Source organism: Pseudomonas sp. FYR_7, from assembly GCF_043106155.1.
Classification (GTDB): Bacteria; Pseudomonadota; Gammaproteobacteria; order Pseudomonadales; family Pseudomonadaceae; genus Aquipseudomonas; species Aquipseudomonas parafulva_B.
Map to the genome: position 1 here is coordinate 83,559 of NZ_JBICMI010000018.1, position 19,106 is coordinate 102,664.

Below are 19,106 nucleotides of genomic sequence, written 5' to 3' on the forward strand. Positions count from 1 at the left end.
TGGAGGGATGCCTTTGCAAGGGCAGCGTGCCGCTACGAGCCCGCACCTCTGATAGAATGACGCCTTTCCCGATTTGAACGCGCCGTCTGCGGCGCCGAGTAGAGAGCCTGTAATGACCGTCACCATCAAGACTGCAGAAGACATCGAGAAGATGCGCATCGCCGGCCGCCTGGCAGCCGACGTGCTGGAAATGATCGAGGAGCATGTCAAGCCCGGTGTCACCACCGAAGAGCTCGATCGCCTGTGCCACGACTACATCGTCAATGTCCAGCAGGCCATCCCGGCGCCGCTCAACTACAAGGGCTACCCCAAGTCCATCTGCACGTCCATCAACCACGTGGTCTGTCACGGTATCCCCAATGACAAGCCCCTGAAAAATGGCGATACCCTGAACATCGACATCACGGTGATCAAGGACGGCTACCACGGCGACACCAGCCGCATGTTCCACGTCGGCACCGTGCCGGTATGGGCCGAGCGCCTGTCCCAGGTCACCCAGGAATGCCTATACAAGGCCATCGAGCTGGTCAAGCCGGGCTGCCGCCTGGGCGACATCGGCGAAGTCATCCAGAAGCACGCCGAGAAGAACGGCTTCTCGGTGGTGCGCGAGTTCTGCGGTCATGGCATCGGCAAGGTGTTCCACGAAGAGCCGCAGATCCTCCATTACGGCCGCGCCGGCACTGGCATGGAACTCAAGGAAGGCATGACCTTCACCATCGAGCCGATGATCAACCAGGGCAAGGCCGACACCAAGGTGCTGGGCGATGGCTGGACCGCGATCACCAAGGACCGCAAGCTCTCGGCGCAGTGGGAGCATACCCTGGTGGTCACGGCGACCGGGTACGAGATCTTCACCCTGCGCAAGGACGACACCATCGCCCGCACTTCGGCCTGAGCCACCCTAGCAGCCTTCGATGACAGGAACCTGACCCCATGCCCCAGCTCGACCCCGAACTGTTCGACCGTGGTCAGTTCCAGGCGGAACTGGCCCTCAAGGCCAGCCCCATACCCGCCTTCAAGAAGGCCATTCGCCAGGCGGGCGAGGTGCTGGACAGACGCTTTCGCGCAGGCCACGCCATCCGCCCACTGATCCAGGCCCGGGCCTGGCTGGTGGACAACGTCCTGCAGCAGGCCTGGAACCAGTTCGACTGGGGCGCGCAGGACGGCATTTCCCTGGTGGCGGTCGGCGGCTACGGGCGTGGTGAGCTTCACCCGCACTCGGACATCGACCTGCTCATCCTGCTGGGTGATGCCGAGCATGAGCGGTATCGCGACGCCATCGAGCGCTTTCTGACCCTGCTGTGGGACATCGGCCTGGAGGTCGGCCAGAGCGTGCGCACCGTCGACGAGTGTGCCGAACAGGCCCGCGCCGACCTCACCATCATCACCAACATGATGGAGAGCCGCACCATCGCCGGCCCGGAAGCCCTGCGCCAGCGCATGCTCGAGGTCACCAGCACGGCGCACATGTGGCCGAGCCGCGAGTTCTTCCTGGCCAAGCGCGCCGAGCTGCAGGCGCGTCACCACAAGTACAACGACACCGAGTACAACCTCGAGCCCAACGTCAAGGGTTCGCCTGGCGGGCTGCGGGACATCCAGACCGTGCTGTGGGTGGCGCGCCGCCAGTACGGCACCCTGAACCTGCATGCCCTGGCCGGCGAAGGCTTCCTGCTGGAAAGCGAGAACGCGCTCCTGGCCTCCTCCCAGGACTTCCTGTGGCGGGTGCGTTACGCCCTGCACATGCTCGCCGGCCGTGCCGAGGACCGCCTGCTGTTCGACCACCAGCGCAGCATCGCCGCCCTGCTGGGCTACAGCGACGAAAACCCCAAGCGTGCCATTGAGCAGTTCATGCAGCAGTACTACCGGGTGGTGATGAGCATCAGTCAATTGTGCGACCTGATCATCCAGCATTTTGAGGAAGTCATTCTCGCCGACGACGACAGCGGCACCACCCAACCGCTCAATGCACGCTTCCGCCTGCATGACGGCTACATCGAGGCCGTGCGCCCGAACGTGTTCAAGCGCACGCCGTTCGCCATGCTGGAAATGTTCGTGCTGATGGCCCAGCACCCGGAAATCAAGGGCGTGCGTGCCGATACGGTACGCCTGCTGCGCGAGCATCGGCACCTGATCGACGACACCTTCCGCAACGATATCCGCAACACCAGTTTGTTCATCGAGCTGTTCAAGTGTGAAATCGGTATTCATCGCAACCTGCGGCGCATGAACCGGTACGGCATCCTCGGGCGCTACCTGCCGGAGTTCGGGCTGATCGTCGGGCAGATGCAGCATGACCTGTTCCACATCTATACCGTCGATGCCCACACCCTCAACCTGATCAAGCACCTGCGCAAGCTGCAGTACACGCCGGTGTCGGAGAAATTCCCGCTGGCCAGCAAGCTCATGGGCCGCTTGCCCAAGCCTGAGCTGATCTACCTGGCCGGCCTCTACCACGACATTGGCAAGGGCCGTCAGGGCGATCATTCCGAGCTCGGCGCGGTGGATGCCCTCAAGTTCTGCGAGCGCCACCAACTCCCTGCCTGGGACAGCCGGTTGATCGCCTGGCTGGTACAGAACCACCTGGTCATGTCCACCACCGCCCAGCGCAAGGATTTGTCCGACCCGCAGGTGATCAATGACTTCGCCTTGCACGTAGGGGACGAAACGCGGCTGGACTACCTCTATGTGCTGACAGTGGCGGATATCAACGCCACCAACCCCACCTTGTGGAATTCGTGGCGAGCCAGCCTGTTGCGCCAGCTGTACACCGAAACCAAGCGTGCCCTGCGCCGTGGGCTTGAAAACCCGCTGGATCGTGAGGAGCAGATCCGCCAGACCCAGTCCTCGGCACTGGACACGCTGGTGCGCGACGGCACCGACCCGGATGACGTGGAGCAGTTGTGGTCTCAGCTGGGGGATGATTACTTCCTCAAGCACACCGCCTCCGACGTGGCCTGGCACACCGACGCCATCCTGCAACAGCCCGCTGACGGCGGCCCGCTGGTGTTGATCAAGGAAACCACCCAGCGCGAATTCGAAGGCGGGACCCAGATCTTCATCTATGCCCCTGACCAGCACGATTTCTTCGCCGTGACGGTGGCGGCCATGTCGCAGTTGAACCTGAACATCCACGACGCCCGCATCATCACCTCCAGTAGCCAGTTCACCCTGGACACCTACATCGTGCTGGATAACGACGGCGGTGCGATCGGCGACAACCCGCAGCGGGTCAGGCAGATTCGCGACGGCCTGACCGAGGCCCTGCGCAACCCCGAGGACTACCCCACGATCATCCAGCGTCGGGTGCCGCGCCAACTCAAGCACTTCGACTTCCCGCCGCAGGTGACCATCCTCAACGACGCCCAGCGCCCGGTGACCATTCTCGAAATCACCGCGCCCGACCGGCCGGGCCTGCTGGCGCGGCTGGGGCGCATCTTCCTGGAGTTCGACCTGTCGTTGCAGAACGCCAAGATTGCCACCTTGGGCGAGCGGGTGGAGGACGTGTTCTTCATCACCGATGCCGACAACCAGCCACTGTCCGACCCGCAACTGTGCAGCCGCCTGCAGGAAGCCATCGTGCAACAACTGCAAGCAGGGCAGGCCAGCGCCAGCCCTGCCCGCGTGACCTTTTGACGACATGATTGACGAGACCTTGCGCCAATGAATCCTGCCTTGAGCCAGCTTCAGCCCTACCCTTTCGAAAAGCTGCGTGCCCTGCTGGGTAGCGTTACACCCGCTGCTGACAAGCGCGCCATTGCCCTGTCGATCGGCGAGCCCAAGCACGCCTCGCCACCCTTCGTGGCCCAAGCGATGGCCGACAATCTCGACAAGCTGGCGGTATACCCCAGCACCCTGGGCCTGCCTGCCTTGCGCCAGGCCATCGGACAGTGGTGCGAGCGACGCTTTGGCGTGCCGGCTGGCTGGCTGGATGCCGAACGTCATATCCTGCCCGTGAACGGCACCCGCGAAGCGCTGTTCGCTTTTACCCAGGCGGTGGTCGACCGTGATGCCGATGGCCTGGTGTTGAGCCCCAACCCGTTCTACCAGATCTATGAAGGGGCTGCGCTGCTGGCCGGCGCCACCCCGCATTACCTGCCATGCCTGGAAAGCAATGGCTTCAACCCCGACTTCGACGCGGTGCCCGACCACGTCTGGGCCCGTTGCCAGGTCCTGTTCCTGTGTTCACCCGGCAACCCCACCGGCGCCCTGGTGCCGATGGACACCTTGAAGAAGTTGATCGCGCTGGCCGATGCGCACGACTTTGTGATCGCCGCCGACGAATGCTACAGCGAGTTGTATTTCGATGAAGATGCACCGCCCCCGGGGCTGCTGACGGCCTGCGCGGAGCTGGGACGTCGCGATTTCAAGCGCTGCGTGGTATTCCACAGCCTGTCCAAGCGTTCGAACCTGCCGGGTCTGCGCTCGGGCTTCGTCGCCGGCGATGCCGACATCATCAAGCCGTTCCTGCTGTACCGCACCTACCATGGCTGCGCCATGCCGGTGCAGACACAGCTGGCCAGCATCGCCGCCTGGGAGGACGAGGCGCATGTGCGCGCCAACCGCGACCAGTACCGCGCCAAGTACGACGCCGTGCTGGCCATCCTTGAACCGGTACTGGACGTGCAACGCCCGGACGGCAGTTTCTACCTGTGGGCCAAGGTACCGGGTAGCGATGTCGACTTCACGCGCGATCTGTTCGAGGCCGAGCACGTGACCGTGGTACCAGGCTCGTACCTGTCCCGTGAAGTGGATGAGGTAAATCCCGGCGCCGGACGCGTGCGCATGGCACTGGTCGCCCCACTGTCCGAATGCATCGAGGCAGCCGAGCGAATTCGCGCGTTCATGCACGCGCGCTGAAGCCTTTACGCGAGACGGGGCCAGCTCACTTGACCTGGCCCAGGTTAGCCTCGCTCATGTCCAACTCGCCCAGCACATGCCGCACCACCTCGTCACCGAGCAGGTGCTGGCGGTGCAGGTTGTACAGTTCCAGGCGCTGGGCCCGCAGCGCACGCAAGCGCAGACGGCGCTCGAGCAGGTCCATCTGCTCGGCCAGGGCCCTGGCCTCTTCGCTGTCGTTGTGCCGGTCCAGCTGATCGCGATACTCGGCCATCAGCCGAGCTTTCAACTCCGTAGCCAGTGTGGCCTGGGCGGCATCCTGCGGGGCGTTGGCATCGACCACCTCCTCGGCCTCCAAGGCGTGAATCGCAGCCTCAGCGGTGCGTCGCCAGGCCTCATGTACCTCTTGCTGCATGCGCTCGTCAGGGCTTTTGCTCACCCCGCGCAGCAAAAGCGGCAACGCGACACAGGCGCTGATCAACGACAGCAGGATGACACCGGCGGCAATGAAGATCAGCAGGTCGCGTTCTGGAAACGCCTTGCCCGCCCCAATCAGCAACGGGATCGACATCACACCTGCCAGGGTGACAGCCCCTCTCACACCGCCCAGCGTGAGCAGCCAGCACGAGCGCGCGGTGGGCAACATCACCAGCGCAGGCCTGCCCCGCCAGCGGCGTAGAACCCCCACCAGGCGCCAGATGCTCTGCACCCAGATGAACCGCAGCAAGATCAGCGTCGCGAAGATGGCGACCACGTCCAGGCAGCGCCAGGCCAGGGTCGGCCACAGCGTGGTTTCATGGCTGACCACCGCCTTGACGATGTCGGGCAGTTGCAAGCCCAGCAGCAGGAAAATCAAGCCGTTGAACGCGAACTCCAGCAGCGACCACACGCTGCGATTGAGCAGGCGGGTACTGGTCTGGCGTGGCAGCAGGTCGAGCCAGCTCTGCATCATGCCAGCCGCCACTGCCGAGAGGATGCCCGATACCCCGAGGCGCTCGGCCACCACATAGGCCGCGAACGGCAGCAGCAGCATGAACACCACATGGGTAGCCGGGTCGTCCCAGCCGCGGCCGATCATCCAGGCACGCAGGCGGCCGACCAGCCAACTCAGCGCCACCCCCACAGCCAGGCCGCCGAGCGCTACCAGTGCGAAGCTGAAGCTGGCGTCGGTCAGTGAAAACACACCGGTAATGGCGGCAGCCAGGGCGAACTTGAATGTGACCAGGCCCGAAGCATCGTTCATCAACGCCTCACCCTGGAGCATGTGCATCAATGGCGTAGGCAGGCGGTCCTGGGTAATGGCCGAAACGGCCACCGCGTCGGTCGGCGACAATACGGCTGCCAGCGCGAATGCTACCGGCAACGGGATGCTCGGCAGCAGCCAGTGGATGAAATAGCCCGCACCGACCACGGTAAACAGCACCAACCCCACCGCCAGGGCCACCACCGGGCCCCGAATGCGCCACAACTCGCGCTTGGGAATGCGCCAGCCATCGGCGAACAACAGCGGCGGCAAAAACAGGAACAAAAACAGCTCGGGGTTCAGGGCGACATGCAGCCCGAGGGTCGGCCAGGCCAGCAAAGCGCCAGCGGCGATCTGTACCAGCGGCAGAGGCAGGGGAATGAGGCGGCCGACCAATTTCGACACGCTGACCAGCATCAGCAGGATAAGGACGGTATAGGCGGACTGCATCCAGTGGGTCTTCCTTCTTCAAACGGCCCCGTGCACGAGGACAAAACGTAAACCTGGATCAGCATGGTAACGGGTGACAAGCTTGCCTGGCCGCTGCACCAAGGTCGCAGGTGGCGAACTAATGTGTAACATGAAGATACACCTGACACCCAAGGGTTCAGCCGGGATTGGGCAATGACTGGTGGTTGGGTGCAATTGGGCGCACGTTGCTGCCTAGGCAGAGCGGCAGCAGGAGTATGCAGCAGCAACCCCGCCCGTTCGGGTCAACCGCCCGTGGCGCCGTGCGAAGGGTTATCGCATAATCGCGCGACTGACATTCGGAAATGGAGAGATTGGGGCGACACGTATCCCCGATGCACACAATGACCTACACGCTCTACGGCATCAAAGCCTGCGACACCATGAAAAAGGCTCGTACCTGGCTCGACGACCAGGCCATCGCCTACGAATTCCATGACTACAAGACTCAAGGCATCGACCGTGACAGCCTGAACCGCTGGTGCGACGAGCACGGCTGGGAAACCATCCTCAACCGCGCCGGCACCACGTTCCGCAAGCTGGACGACGCCAGCAAAGCCGATCTCGACCAGGCCAAGGCCGTCGAGCTCATGCTGGCCCAGCCTTCGATGATCAAGCGCCCGGTACTCGACCTGGGTACGCGCACGCTGGTGGGTTTCAAGCCCGACCTGTACGCCGCAGCCCTGGCCTGAGTCCCTACCCCATTTAGTACGAGGTAACTACATGTTCAATTCCCTGTTCAGCCTGGCCTTCGGTGTCGGCTCCCAGAACCGCCAGGGCGCCTGGCTGGAAGTGTTCTACGCACAGCCCCTGATCGACCCGAGCCCCGAGTTGGTCGCTGCCATCGCACCGATCCTTGGCTATGAAGGTGGCAACCAGGCCATCACCTTCAGCAACGCCCAGGCCGCGCAACTGGCCGACGCCGTCAGAAGCGTCGATGCCGCTCAAGCCGCCCTGCTCACGCGCCTGGCAGAAAGCCAAAAACCGTTGGTAGCCACCCTGCTGGCCGAAGACGCCACCCTGGCCTCCACGCCCGAGGCGTACCTCAAACTGCACCTGCTGTCCCATCGCCTGGTCAAGCCGCACGGCGTGAGCCTGGCCGGTATCTTCCCCCTGCTGCCAAACGTGGCCTGGACCAACATCGGTGCCGTGGACCTGGCCGAGCTCGCCGAGCTGCAACTCGAAGCGCGCCTGCGTGGTGAGCTGCTGGAAGTGTTCTCGGTGGACAAGTTCCCGAAGATGACCGACTACGTGGTCCCGGCCGGCGTGCGCATCGCCGACACTGCACGGGTACGCCTGGGCGCCCACATCGGCGAAGGCACCACCATCATGCACGAAGGCTTCGTCAACTTTAACGCCGGCACCGAAGGCCCAGGCATGATCGAAGGGCGTGTTTCGGCCGGCGTCTTCGTCGGCAAGGGCTCGGACCTCGGTGGCGGCTGCTCGACCATGGGAACCCTGTCCGGTGGCGGCAACATCGTTATCAAGGTGGGCGAAGGCTGCCTGATCGGTGCCAACGCCGGTATCGGCATCCCGCTGGGTGATCGCAATACTGTTGAAGCGGGTCTGTACATCACCGCCGGGACCAAGGTGAACCTGCTGGATGAGCACAACGAACTGGTCAAGGTCGTCAAGGCACGCGACCTGGCTGGCCAGGCCGACCTGTTGTTCCGCCGCAATTCGCTCAATGGCGCCGTCGAGTGCAAGACCCACAAGTCAGCCATCGAGCTGAACGAAGCCTTGCACGCACACAACTGAAACCCCCGCCGGGTATGAAGTGTTAAGATCGGGTCTGGCGCCTCCACGCCAGACCCGATTTTCATTCCAGGCCCCGCGAATATGTTCCAGCCCTCCCCCTGGCGTGCCGATTTTCCTGCCATCGACGCCCTGCAAAGCCAGCACCAGACCTATCTGGACAGCGCCGCGACCGCCCAGAAACCCCAGGCGCTGCTCGAGGCCCTGGGCCATTACTATGGCAACGGCGCGGCCAATGTCCACCGTGCCCAGCACCTGCCTGGCGCAAGGGCGACCGAGGCCTTCGAAGCCAGCCGCGACAAGGTTGCCCGCTGGTTGAATGTCGGCCAGACCGGGCAGATCGTGTTCACCCACGGCGCCACGGCTGCGCTGAACCTGCTGGCCTATGGCCTGGAGTCTCGCTTCGAGGCCGGCGACGAGATCGCCATCAGCGCCCTTGAACACCATGCCAACTTGCTGCCCTGGCAGCAGCTGGCACACCGGCGCAACCTGCGCCTGGTGATATTGCCGGTCGATACGCGCGGCTTCATCGACCTGGAGCGAGCGCTGCAGATGATCGGGCCACGCACTCGTGTGCTCGCCGTCAGCCAGCTGTCCAACGTGCTGGGCACCTGGCAGCCGCTGCCGGCCCTGCTCGCCCATGCCCGCGCACAGGGTGCTCTGACGGTGGTGGACGGCGCCCAGGGTGTGGTGCATGGGCGCCAGGACATGCAGCAACTGGGGTGCGACTTCTACGTGTTCTCCAGCCACAAGCTGTACGGGCCGGACGGGGTGGGCGTGCTGTACGGGCGCAATCAGGCGCTGGGCCTGCTGCGCCATTGGCAGTTTGGCGGGGAGATGGTGCAACTGGCCGAGTACCAGCGCGCGAGCTTCAGGCCGGCGCCACTGGGCCTGGAAGCTGGCACCCCGCCCATCGCCGGGGTGATCGGCCTTGGCGCTACGCTCGATTACCTCGCGGGCCTGGACACGGCGGCGGTGCTGGCTCACGAGGCCGGCTTGCATGCCCGGCTGATCGAGGGCCTCACGCAACGCGAAGGCATTCGCCTGCTAGGCCTGCCGCAGTGCGCGTTGGCCAGCTTTGTCGTGAAAGGCGTGCACAACGCCGACATCGCGCACCTGCTCACCGAGCAGGGCATCGCCGTGCGGGCAGGCCATCACTGTGCGATGCCACTGCTCCAGGGGTTGGGCCTGGACGGGGCGATCCGCGTGTCGCTGGGCCTCTACAATGATCAGGCCGACCTGCAACGTTTCTTCGAGGCGCTGGATCAGGCGCTGGAGCTGCTGCGATGACCTTGCCGGCCCAAGCCCATCAGGCACTGGAGGCCTTTGCGCAGAGCAAGGGCTGGGAGCAGCGTGCGCGGCTGTTGATGCAGTGGGGGGAACGGCTGGAACCGCTGGCCGAAGCCGAGAAAACCGAGGCCAATCGCGTGCACGGGTGCGAAAGCCTGGTCTGGCTGGTGGCCGATGCCGTAGACGGCCACTGGCAATTCAAGGCCAGCAGCGATGCACGCCTGCTGCGCGGTCTGCTGGCGCTGCTGCTGGTGAGGGTGCAGGGCTTGAACAGTGAGGCGCTGGTGGCGCTGGACGTACAGGACTGGTTCGGGCAACTGGGCCTTGAGCGCCAGTTGTCGCCCTCGCGCAGCAACGGCTTGCATGCCGTGGTGCAGCGCATGGCGGTGCTGGCATCGGGGCGGTGATGCCAGCACGCACTCACGCTGGCCGGACACGCTCCGAAGGCCGCCTGGCACCTGCTACCAGCTTCTCCACAGCTTTACTGGCGGCCACCATGCCGAAGGTGGCCGTCACCATCATCACCGCGCCAAAGCCGCCGGAGCAGTCCAGCCGCACGCCCTCACCCACAAAACTCTTCTGCAGGCACACGCTGCCATCCCCCTTGGGATAACGCAGCTGCTCACTGGAAAACACACAGGGCACGCCATAGTTACGGCTGACATTGCGCGAGAAGTTGTAGTCGCGGCGCAGGGTCGAGCGCACCCGTGAGGCCAGCGGGTCGTTGAAGGTCTTGTTCAAGTCCGCGATCTGGATCTGGGTCGGATCGATCTGGCCACCTGCACCACCGGTGGTGACGATGCCGATCTTGCGCCGCCGGCACCAGGCGATCAGGGCTGCCTTGGCCATCACGCTGTCGATGCAGTCCACCACGTAGTCGAACTGTTCAGTGATGTACTCGGCCATGGTCTCGCGGGTGACGAAATCGGCCACTGCATGCACCTTGCACGCCGGGTTGATTGCCCGCAGGCGCTCGGCCATTACCTCGACCTTGGGCCGGCCCACCTGCCCTTCCAGCGCGTGTGCCTGACGGTTGGTATTGCTCACGCACACATCGTCCAGGTCGAACAAGGAGATCTCACCCACCCCCGAGCGGGCCAGGGCTTCGGCCACCCATGAGCCCACCCCGCCAATCCCGACGATGCCCACATGGGCCTGTTGCAGGCGCTGCAAGCCCTGGTCGCCATACAGGCGGGCCACCCCTGCAAACCGTGGATCTTCTGTGCTCATGTCAGTACCTCAAAAAACCGGCGCGCATTATAGGCCAGCCAGGCCATGGCCTGCACGGTTAGGAAAGACACCTTAACCCTGCTTTAATGTCGTAACACTTCGACACTTATGGACGACAATGTCTTCACGTAAATTCGGCCTGAACCTGGTAGTGGTCCTGGCCATCGCGGCGCTGTTCACCGGTTTCTGGGCGCTGATCAATCGCCCGGTATCGGCACCGGCCTGGCCCGAACAGATCTCCGGCTTTTCCTATTCGCCGTTTCGCCTGGGCGAAAGCCCGCAGAAGGGTCAGTACCCGGACGACAACGAGATGCGTCAGGACCTGGAGCAGATGAGCAAGCTCACCGACAGCATCCGTATCTACACCGTCGAAGGCACTCAGGCGCACATACCCAAGCTGGCCGAGGAATTCGGTTTGCGGGTCACGGTGGGCATCTGGATCAGCCCGGACCTGGAGCGCAACGAGCGCGAGATCGCCACAGCCATCGAACTGGCTAACACCTCGCGCAGCGTGGTACGGGTGGTGGTCGGCAACGAGGCGTTGTTCCGCGAGGAAGTGACGACGGAAAACCTCATCCGGTACCTGGACCGTGTACGTGCAGCCGTGAAAGTGCCTGTGACCACCAGCGAGCAGTGGCACATCTGGAAACAGAACCCGCAGCTGGCCAAGCACGTGGACCTGATCGCCGCCCACATCCTGCCCTATTGGGAATTCGTGCCCATGAAAGACTCGGTCGAGTTCGTCCTCGACCGTGCCCGCGAGTTGAAACACCAGTTCCCCCGCAAGCCGCTGCTGCTCTCGGAAGTGGGCTGGCCAAGCAATGGCCGGATGCGCGGCGGTGCCGATGCCACCCAGGCCGACCAGGCGATTTACCTGCGCACCTTGGTCAATACGCTCAATCGACGTGGCTTCAACTATTTTGTGATCGAAGCTTACGACCAACCCTGGAAAGCCAGTGATGAAGGCTCGGTCGGGGCCTACTGGGGTGTGTTCAACGCCGAACGCCAGCAGAAATTCAACTTCGAAGGCCCCGTGGTCGCCATTCCCCAATGGCGAGCCCTGGCAGTGGCCTCGGTGGTGCTGGCGATGATCGCATTGATGGTGCTGTTCATCGATGGCTCGGCCCTGCGTCAGCGTGGACGCACCTTCCTGACCTTCATCACCTTCCTGTGCGGGTCGGTGCTGGTGTGGATCGCCTACGACTACAGCCAGCAGTACAGCACCTGGTTCAGCCTTACGGTCGGCGTGCTCCTGGCCCTCGGCGCACTGGGCGTGTTCATCGTGCTGCTGACCGAGGCTCATGAACTGGCCGAGGCGGTATGGACTCACAAGCGGCGGCGCGAATTCCTGCCGGTGCAAGGCGACAGCGCCTACCGACCGAAAGTGTCGGTGCATGTGCCGTGCTACAACGAACCGCCGGAAATGGTCAAACAGACCCTTGATGCTCTGGCCGCGCTGGATTATCCGGACTACGAAGTGCTGGTCATCGACAACAACACCAAGGACCCGGCCGTGTGGGAGCCGCTCAAGGCCCATTGTGAACAGCTCGGCGAGCGCTTCCGGTTCTTCCACGTCGCCCCCCTGGCTGGTTTCAAGGGCGGCGCGCTCAACTACCTGCTCCCGCTCACGGCCAAGGATGCTGAAGTGATCGCGGTGATCGACTCGGACTACTGTGTAGACCGCAACTGGCTCAAGCACATGGTGCCGCATTTCGCCGATCCGAAGATCGCCGTGGTGCAGTCGCCGCAGGACTACCGCGACCAGCACGAGAGCGCCTTCAAGAAGCTGTGCTACAGCGAGTACAAGGGCTTCTTCCACATCGGCATGGTCACCCGCAATGACCGCGATGCGATCATCCAGCACGGCACAATGACCATGACCCGGCGCAGCGTGCTGGACGAACTGGGCTGGGCCGAGTGGTGCATTTGCGAGGATGCCGAACTGGGCCTGCGGGTGTTCGAGAAGGGCCTGTCGGCGGCCTACGCCCACAACAGCTATGGCAAGGGCCTGATGCCTGACACCTTCATCGACTTCAAGAAACAGCGCTTCCGCTGGGCCTATGGCGCCATCCAGATCATCAAGCACCACGCCGCGGCCCTGCTGCGCGGCAAAGGCAGCGAATTGACCCGGGGCCAGCGTTACCACTTCCTGGCCGGCTGGCTGCCGTGGATTGCCGACGGCATGAACATCTTCTTCACGGTGGGGGCCTTGTTGTGGTCTGCCGCCATGATCATCGTGCCGCACCGGGTGGACCCGCCGCTGATGATCTTCGCCATCCCGCCACTGGCGCTGTTCTTCTTCAAGGTCGGCAAGATCGTGTTCCTGTATCGCCGCGCCGTGGGGGTCAACCTCAAGGATGCCTTGGCGGCTGCGCTGGCCGGGCTGGCGTTGTCGCACACCATCGCCAAGGCCGTGCTGTACGGGTTCTTCACCAGCAGCATGCCGTTCATCCGCACACCGAAGCATGCCGACAGCCATGGCTTGCTGGTGGCGATTTCCGAAGCGCGGGAGGAACTGTTCATCATGCTGCTGTTGTGGGGCGCTGCAGCCGGGATCTATCTGGTGCAGGGCTTGCCGAGCTCGGACATGCGCTTCTGGGTCGCCATGCTGTTGGTGCAGTCGCTGCCCTACCTGGCCGCGTTGGTGATGGCGCTTCTATCATCACTGCCCAAGCCTGAAGAGAAGGCCGCAGATAAGGCTGCCGAGACACACTAGGCTTCAGGGCGTGCAGGCCGACCTGCCGGCCATCACCGGCAAGCCGGCTTGCACACAACGTGTTTTGTTCGGATGCGTGCAGGACCGGTGAGGGCCGGCTTGCCGGCGATTGGGCCGTGAAGCCCAGCATCATTTGATATAAGATAACGCCCCTCAGTTTTCCCGCCTTGCCTTGCCCCGGAGTTCCCCATGACGGCCCCTGCCGAGCTCTCGCCTACCCTTCAACTGGCCTGCGACCTGATCCGTCGTCCCTCGGTCACCCCCGTCGACGCCGATTGCCAGGCGCAGATGATGCAGCGCCTGGGCGCCGTGGGCTTCGAGCTGGAACCGATGCGCATCGAGGACGTCGACAATTTCTGGGCCACTCACGGCACCCAGCCAGGCCCGGTGCTGTGCTTTGCCGGTCACACCGATGTAGTGCCCACCGGCCCCGTCCAGCAGTGGCAACACGAGCCGTTCCAGGCGTTGATCGATGCCGACGGCATGCTCTGTGGCCGTGGCGCGGCCGACATGAAGGGCAGCCTGGCGTGCATGGTGGTGGCCAGCGAGCGCTTCGTGCGTGACTACCCCGAGCACCGGGGCCAGGTCGCCTTCCTGATCACCAGTGACGAGGAAGGCCCGGCCCATCACGGCACCAAGGCCGTGGTCGAACGCCTCAAGGCGCGCAACCAGCGCCTTGACTGGTGCATCGTCGGCGAGCCCTCCAGCACCACCGTGCTGGGCGATGTGGTCAAGAATGGCCGTCGTGGCTCGCTCGGCGCCACGCTGACTGTGCGCGGCAAGCAGGGCCACGTTGCCTACCCGCACCTGGCGCGCAACCCGATCCACCTGGCCGCGCCAGCGCTGGCGGAACTGGCTGCCGAACATTGGGACCAGGGGAACGCCTTTTTTCCCCCGACCAGCTTCCAGATTTCCAATCTCAATGCCGGGACCGGCGCAACCAACGTGGTGCCCGGCGAACTGACAGCGCTGTTCAACTTCCGCTTCTCCACCGAGTCCACCGTAGAGGGCCTGAAGGCTCGGGTCTCGGCCATCCTGGACAAGCATGAACTGGATTGGTCGGTGGAGTGGGCGTTGTCCGGCCTGCCGTTCCTGACCGAGCCAGGCGAGCTGCTCGATGCGGTTTCGGCCAGCATCAAGGGCGTCACCGGCCGCGAGACCCAACCCTCCACCAGCGGCGGCACCTCCGATGGCCGCTTCATTGCCACCATGGGCACCCAAGTGGTCGAACTTGGCCCGGTCAATGCCACCATCCACCAGGTCGACGAGCGCATCCTGGCCAGCGACCTGGACCTGCTGACCGAAATCTATTACCAGACCCTGGTACGGTTGCTCGCCTGATGCTGACCTGCCCACTCTGCCAGGCTGCCCTGAGCCCGCTCGACAACGGCGTGGTGTGCCCAGCCGGCCACCGCTTTGATCGCGCGCGCCAGGGCTACCTGAACCTGCTGCCGGTGCAGCACAAGAACAGTCGCGACCCAGGTGACAACCAGGCCATGGTCGAAGCACGCCGTCATTTTCTGGACGCCGGCCATTACGCACCTGTGGCCGGACGGCTGGCGCAGTTGGCGGCCGAGCGCCAGCCCGGCGCGTGGCTGGACATCGGTTGCGGCGAAGGCTACTACACAGCGCAAGTGGCCCAGGCACTGCCTGATGCCGATGGCTACGCCCTGGACATCTCCCGTGAGGCGGTCAAGCGTGCCTGCCGCCGCGCACCGGACGTCACCTGGATGGTAGCCAGCATGGCGCGCGTGCCGTTGGCCGATGCCAGCTGCCAGTTCGTCGCCAGCGTCTTCAGCCCGCTGGATTGGGCCGAAGCCAGCCGGGTGTTGAGCCCAGGCGGCGGCCTGATGCGCGTAGGCCCTACCAGCGGCCACCTGATGGAGCTGCGCGAAGTACTCTACGACCAGGTACGCCCCTATGCTGACGACAAGCATCTGGCCCTGGTGCCCCAAGGCATGTACCACGCCCATGGCGAGGTCCTGGAATTTCGCCTGAGCCTGGCCGAACCTCAAGCCCGTGCTGCGTTGCTCGCCATGACCCCGCACGGCTGGCGTGCCAGTGCAGAGCGTCGGGCGCAAGTGGTCGAGCAGCCGGAACCGTTCGAGGTCACCGTCTCCATGCGTTTTGACTATTTCGTGCGCCAAGCATGAGCACACCCGGAGGTGTTATGCGCCAACCTGATATCGAGATTTACCTCAAGGACGCCGAAGTCGACCACAAGCAGATTGCAGCCTGGCTGACCCAGGCCATCGGCCCGTGCACCGAATGGAAGCAGAAAGGCCAGACCTACAAGTGCCAGGCCGGTAACATTCCGGTCACTTGGTTACCCAAGGCTGTAGGGAAATGGAACAGCCTGTACCTGGAAAGCGACCAGACGCCCTGGGCCGATGATATCGCCTGTGGGCGTGATGCCCACGCGGCCCTGGGTGTGGAAGTACGCTGTGCACCCGGCGGCTGGGTAGAGGAAGACGGCGAGGAGGATGCTGACCGCTGGGTGCGTATCAGTGCCGACGGCGAAGAGGAAATCACCTGGCGTACATCGTCCTGACGGGCGTCCCTGAAGCTGCAAGCACAGCCGGCTTGCAGCTTCAGGCTTGAGCCTGGCCGCTCAGAGACCCACGACATCCTCGGCCTGCAGGCCTTTCTGGCCCTGTACGCAGGCATACTCGACCTGTTGGCCCTCGACCAGGCTGCGATGCCCCTCACCCCGGATGGCCCGGTAGTGGACGAAGACATCCGCGCCCCCTTCCCGTTGAATGAAGCCATAGCCCTTGGCATCGTTGAACCACTTCACGTTCCCAGTCTCACGAGACGACATCTGCACTACTCCGGATTTTTATTGTGAAAATCGCCTTGCCGACACGAGACAATCGCCCCGAATCAGCGCCGCGTGCGTAAATCTCCTGCAAGCGGCAGGCCTGAACGGTGCTGGCGCATAAAAAATTTGAAGACCGGCGAGGTGCACGGCAAGCTAGGCGCAACGCGAACGACTGGCCAGTATGGGCCAACCGCGCAGCGATCGCTGCGCCCAGCATTCCTCACCGTCAACCAGGGCCCCTCTTCATGACCCGTTCCCCCCTGCACCGCTTGGTATTCGGTGTTCTGCGCCGATTGTTGTACCTGTGGGTGCGCTCCGAAACCATCAATCAGTCGGCCCTGACCCTCAAGCTCGACCGCAGTCGCCCTGTTTTCTATGCCTTGCCTTCGCCTGCGCTCACGGACCTGGCGGTGCTCGACCACGAATGCACCAAGGCAGGGCTGCCACGCCCGGTACTGCCAGTGGTCGTCGGCCCCCTGCACGAGGCGGCTGCGTTCTTCTATCTCACCCCTGATCCGGACTGGCTGGGGCGCCATGACAAAAGCGGCGCCCCGCCTACCCTGGAGCGTCTGGTAGAAGTGCTCGGCCAGCACGCCGAGGAAGATGCGCAGATCATTCCAGTCAGCGTGTTCTGGGGACAGTCGCCCGACAGCGAGTCGAGCCCGTGGAAGCTGCTGTTCGCCGACAGCTGGGCGGTGACCGGGCGCTTGCGCCGCTTGCTGAGCGTACTGATCCTGGGGCGCAAGACCCGGGTGCAGTTCTCCACCCCGATCCACCTGCGCGAACTGGTGCAGCACAACAAGGGCCACGCCCGCACCGTGCGCATGGCCCAGCGCCTGATGCGCGTGCATTTGCGCAACCTCAAGACAGCGGTCATCGGGCCGGACATCTCCCACCGACGCAACCTGGTCAAAGGCTTGATCCATGCGCCGTTAGTGCGCCAGGCCATCGCCGAGCACGCCGAGCGCGAGCACGTGCCCCAAGCCAAGGCCGAGGCACAGGCCCGCCATTACGGCAATGAAATCGCCTCGGACTACACCTACACGGCCATTCGCTTCCTCGAAGTGGTGCTCAGCTGGTTCTGGCACAAGATCTACGACGGCATCAAGGTCAACCACATCGAGCAGGTGCAGGGCATCGCCCCGGGCCACGAGGTGATCTACGTCCCTTGCCACCGCAGCCACATCGACTACCTGCTGCTGTCGTACCTGCTGTTCAAGAATGGCCTGACACCCCCGCATGTGGCGGCCGGCATCAACCTGAACATGCCCGTGGTGGGCAACCTGCTGCGCCGCGGTGGCGCCTTCTTCATGCGCCGCTCGTTCAAGGGCAACCCGCTCTACACCGCCGTGTTCAACGAATACCTGCACACGCTGTACACCAAAGGCTTCCCGGTGGAGTACTTCGTCGAGGGTGGCCGTTCGCGTACCGGGCGCATGCTGCAGCCACGCACGGGAATGCTGGCCATCACCCTGCGCAGCTTCCTGCGTTCCTCGCGCACGCCAATCGTGTTCGTGCCTGTCTACATCGGGTACGAGCGCGTCCTCGAAGGGCGCACCTACCTGGGTGAGTTGCGCGGGGCGAGCAAGAAGAAAGAATCCATTTTCGATATTTTCAAAGTGCTGGGTGCGCTCAAGCAACGCTTTGGCCAGGTCTACGTCAACTTCGGCGAACCTATCCGCCTGGCCGACTTTCTCGACCAGCAGCAACCCGGCTGGCGAGACCAGGACCACGGGCCGCAGTACCGCCCGGCTTGGCTCAGCGAAACCACGACGCGCCTGGGCGATACCGTGGCCAGGCACTTGAACGGCGCAGCGGCCATCAACCCGGTCAACCTGGTGGCGCTGGCCCTGCTCTCCACCAGCAAGCTGGCCCTGGACGAACGTGCGCTGGTGCGCGTGCTCGACCTGTACCTGGCGTTGATGCGCCAGGTGCCCTACTCCGCCCATACCACATTGCCCGAAGGCGACGGTCAGGCCCTGATCGAGCATGTGCGCGGGATGGATCTGGTGGCAGAGCAGAAAGACGCGCTCGGGCGCATTCTGTACCTGGATGAAAACAACGCGGTACTGATGACCTATTACCGCAACAATGTCCTGCACATCTTTGCCCTGCCGGCCCTGCTGGCAAGCTTCTTCCTCAGCAGCTCACGCATGAGCCGCGCGTTGCTAGGCCAATATGTCCATGCCTTGTACCCCTACTTGCAGGCAGAGCTGTTCCTGTGCTGGGAACCTGAGCAGCTCGACGAGGTGATCGACCAATGGCTGGGCGCCTTGGTGGAGCAAGGCTTGCTTCGCCAGGACAATGACATCTTTGTCCGTGCCGCGCCCAGTTCTCGTCAGTTCGTGCTGCTGACCCTACTGGCGCGCAGCATCACCCAGACCCTGCAGCGCTTCTACATGGCGACTTCGCTGCTGCTCAACAGCGGCCAAGGTACCCTGAGCGCCGAAGCGCTCGAAGCGCTGTGCGTGACGATGGCCCAGCGCCTTTCTATTTTGCATGGTCTGAACGCACCGGAATTTTTCGACAAAAGCCTGTTCCGCCACTTTATCCAGACGCTGATCGACCAAGGTGTGCTGCGCGTCAATGCACACGGCAAACTGAGCTACAGCAACAAGCTAGGCGGTTTGGCCGAAGGCGTGGCCAAGCGCGTGCTGTCGGCCGAGCTGCGCTTGTCGATCCGCCAGGTTGCCCTGCACCGGGATGACGGCCTGGCAACAGCGACCCTATGACCCTTTTTCTGATTA

General features: G+C 63.7%; 15 protein-coding genes. 12 read left to right on the plus strand and 3 right to left on the minus strand.

Annotation, left to right across the window (positions count from 1 at the left end):
- Positions 1–112: 112 nt before the first annotated feature.
- Genes map through dapC form a run of 3 tightly spaced genes read left to right on the plus strand, consistent with a single transcriptional unit; the run spans position 113 to position 4,857 of the window.
- On the plus strand, positions 113–895 hold the full coding sequence (gene map, locus ACF8R3_RS04680) for a type I methionyl aminopeptidase (RefSeq protein ID WP_028686887.1): 783 nt from the start codon (positions 113–115) through the stop codon (positions 893–895).
- Positions 896–933: 38 nt separating this feature from the next.
- Positions 934–3,633, plus strand: a complete 2,700-nt coding sequence (locus tag ACF8R3_RS04685) for a [protein-PII] uridylyltransferase (RefSeq protein ID WP_078478987.1) — start codon at positions 934–936, stop codon at positions 3,631–3,633.
- A 27-nt stretch (positions 3,634–3,660) separates the two neighbouring features.
- Positions 3,661–4,857, plus strand: a complete 1,197-nt coding sequence (gene dapC, locus ACF8R3_RS04690) for a succinyldiaminopimelate transaminase (protein WP_196127410.1) — start codon at positions 3,661–3,663, stop codon at positions 4,855–4,857.
- Positions 4,858–4,882: 25 nt separating this feature from the next.
- Here dapC and ACF8R3_RS04695 read toward each other — a convergent pair whose 3' ends face one another.
- Positions 4,883–6,529 (minus strand): Na+/H+ antiporter, encoded by a 1,647-nt coding sequence (locus ACF8R3_RS04695; RefSeq protein WP_078478989.1) that lies wholly within the window; start codon positions 6,527–6,529, stop codon positions 4,883–4,885.
- 362 nt (positions 6,530–6,891) lie between these two features.
- On the opposite strand from ACF8R3_RS04695, the gene ACF8R3_RS04700 reads away from it, so the two are divergent.
- From ACF8R3_RS04700 to ACF8R3_RS04715, 4 genes are all read left to right on the plus strand, one after another.
- A complete protein-coding gene (locus tag ACF8R3_RS04700; protein ID WP_167339266.1) occupies positions 6,892–7,239 on the plus strand; it encodes an ArsC family reductase in 348 nt (115 codons plus the stop codon).
- Positions 7,240–7,270: 31 nt separating this feature from the next.
- The gene (gene dapD, locus ACF8R3_RS04705; protein WP_392515053.1) at positions 7,271–8,305 is read left to right on the plus strand and encodes a 2,3,4,5-tetrahydropyridine-2,6-dicarboxylate N-succinyltransferase; all 1,035 of its coding nucleotides are present in this window, start codon (positions 7,271–7,273) and stop codon (positions 8,303–8,305) included.
- 81 nt (positions 8,306–8,386) lie between these two features.
- Positions 8,387–9,592, plus strand: a complete 1,206-nt coding sequence (locus ACF8R3_RS04710; RefSeq protein WP_196185616.1) for an aminotransferase class V-fold PLP-dependent enzyme — start codon at positions 8,387–8,389, stop codon at positions 9,590–9,592.
- Positions 9,589–9,999: a SufE family protein gene (locus tag ACF8R3_RS04715; protein WP_392515055.1), complete on the plus strand. Its 411-nt coding sequence runs from the start codon at positions 9,589–9,591 to the stop codon at positions 9,997–9,999. Before ACF8R3_RS04710 ends, ACF8R3_RS04715 begins: the two co-directional genes overlap by 4 nt.
- Positions 10,000–10,012: 13 nt before the next feature.
- Here ACF8R3_RS04715 and tcdA read toward each other — a convergent pair whose 3' ends face one another.
- The gene (gene tcdA, locus ACF8R3_RS04720) at positions 10,013–10,822 is read right to left on the minus strand and encodes a tRNA cyclic N6-threonylcarbamoyladenosine(37) synthase TcdA (RefSeq protein ID WP_196125276.1); all 810 of its coding nucleotides are present in this window, start codon (positions 10,820–10,822) and stop codon (positions 10,013–10,015) included.
- A 118-nt stretch (positions 10,823–10,940) separates the two neighbouring features.
- On the opposite strand from tcdA, the gene ACF8R3_RS04725 reads away from it, so the two are divergent.
- The 4 genes from ACF8R3_RS04725 to ACF8R3_RS04740 all read left to right on the plus strand — a co-directional run bounded on the left by ACF8R3_RS04725 (position 10,941) and on the right by ACF8R3_RS04740 (position 16,089).
- Complete coding sequence (locus ACF8R3_RS04725; protein ID WP_058639530.1) at positions 10,941–13,538, plus strand: glycosyltransferase; 2,598 nt, start codon at positions 10,941–10,943, stop codon at positions 13,536–13,538.
- A gap of 189 nt (positions 13,539–13,727) precedes the next feature.
- Positions 13,728–14,879 (plus strand): succinyl-diaminopimelate desuccinylase, encoded by a 1,152-nt coding sequence (gene dapE / locus ACF8R3_RS04730; protein ID WP_058603731.1) that lies wholly within the window; start codon positions 13,728–13,730, stop codon positions 14,877–14,879.
- Positions 14,879–15,691 carry a putative RNA methyltransferase gene (locus ACF8R3_RS04735; RefSeq protein WP_392515057.1) on the plus strand — a complete coding sequence of 271 codons (813 nt, stop codon included), beginning with the start codon at positions 14,879–14,881 and terminating at the stop codon, positions 15,689–15,691. The genes dapE and ACF8R3_RS04735 overlap by 1 nt, the downstream gene beginning before the upstream one ends.
- 17 nt (positions 15,692–15,708) lie before the next feature.
- Positions 15,709–16,089, plus strand: coding sequence for a hypothetical protein (locus tag ACF8R3_RS04740; RefSeq protein WP_196185615.1), 381 nt, complete (start codon positions 15,709–15,711; stop codon positions 16,087–16,089).
- A 60-nt stretch (positions 16,090–16,149) separates the two neighbouring features.
- Here ACF8R3_RS04740 and ACF8R3_RS04745 read toward each other — a convergent pair whose 3' ends face one another.
- Complete coding sequence (locus ACF8R3_RS04745; RefSeq protein ID WP_023534051.1) at positions 16,150–16,359, minus strand: cold-shock protein; 210 nt, start codon at positions 16,357–16,359, stop codon at positions 16,150–16,152.
- 245 nt (positions 16,360–16,604) lie between these two features.
- Between ACF8R3_RS04745 and plsB the strand changes: the two genes are divergently transcribed.
- Complete coding sequence (gene plsB, locus ACF8R3_RS04750; protein ID WP_078478993.1) at positions 16,605–19,091, plus strand: glycerol-3-phosphate 1-O-acyltransferase PlsB; 2,487 nt, start codon at positions 16,605–16,607, stop codon at positions 19,089–19,091.
- The last annotated feature ends 15 nt before the right edge of the window (positions 19,092–19,106 follow it).

Coding starts and splice junctions, on each gene's coding strand:
- map (WP_028686887.1), top strand. CDS start 113: ATGACCGTCACCATCAAGACTGCAGAAGACATCGAGAAGATGCGCATC.
- ACF8R3_RS04685 (WP_078478987.1), top strand. CDS start 934: ATGCCCCAGCTCGACCCCGAACTGTTCGACCGTGGTCAGTTCCAGGCG.
- dapC (WP_196127410.1), top strand. CDS start 3,661: ATGAATCCTGCCTTGAGCCAGCTTCAGCCCTACCCTTTCGAAAAGCTG.
- ACF8R3_RS04695 (WP_078478989.1), bottom strand. CDS start 6,529: ATGCAGTCCGCCTATACCGTCCTTATCCTGCTGATGCTGGTCAGCGTG.
- ACF8R3_RS04700 (WP_167339266.1), top strand. CDS start 6,892: ATGACCTACACGCTCTACGGCATCAAAGCCTGCGACACCATGAAAAAG.
- dapD (WP_392515053.1), top strand. CDS start 7,271: ATGTTCAATTCCCTGTTCAGCCTGGCCTTCGGTGTCGGCTCCCAGAAC.
- ACF8R3_RS04710 (WP_196185616.1), top strand. CDS start 8,387: ATGTTCCAGCCCTCCCCCTGGCGTGCCGATTTTCCTGCCATCGACGCC.
- ACF8R3_RS04715 (WP_392515055.1), top strand. CDS start 9,589: ATGACCTTGCCGGCCCAAGCCCATCAGGCACTGGAGGCCTTTGCGCAG.
- tcdA (WP_196125276.1), bottom strand. CDS start 10,822: ATGAGCACAGAAGATCCACGGTTTGCAGGGGTGGCCCGCCTGTATGGC.
- ACF8R3_RS04725 (WP_058639530.1), top strand. CDS start 10,941: ATGTCTTCACGTAAATTCGGCCTGAACCTGGTAGTGGTCCTGGCCATC.
- dapE (WP_058603731.1), top strand. CDS start 13,728: ATGACGGCCCCTGCCGAGCTCTCGCCTACCCTTCAACTGGCCTGCGAC.
- ACF8R3_RS04735 (WP_392515057.1), top strand. CDS start 14,879: ATGCTGACCTGCCCACTCTGCCAGGCTGCCCTGAGCCCGCTCGACAAC.
- ACF8R3_RS04740 (WP_196185615.1), top strand. CDS start 15,709: ATGCGCCAACCTGATATCGAGATTTACCTCAAGGACGCCGAAGTCGAC.
- ACF8R3_RS04745 (WP_023534051.1), bottom strand. CDS start 16,359: ATGTCGTCTCGTGAGACTGGGAACGTGAAGTGGTTCAACGATGCCAAG.
- plsB (WP_078478993.1), top strand. CDS start 16,605: ATGACCCGTTCCCCCCTGCACCGCTTGGTATTCGGTGTTCTGCGCCGA.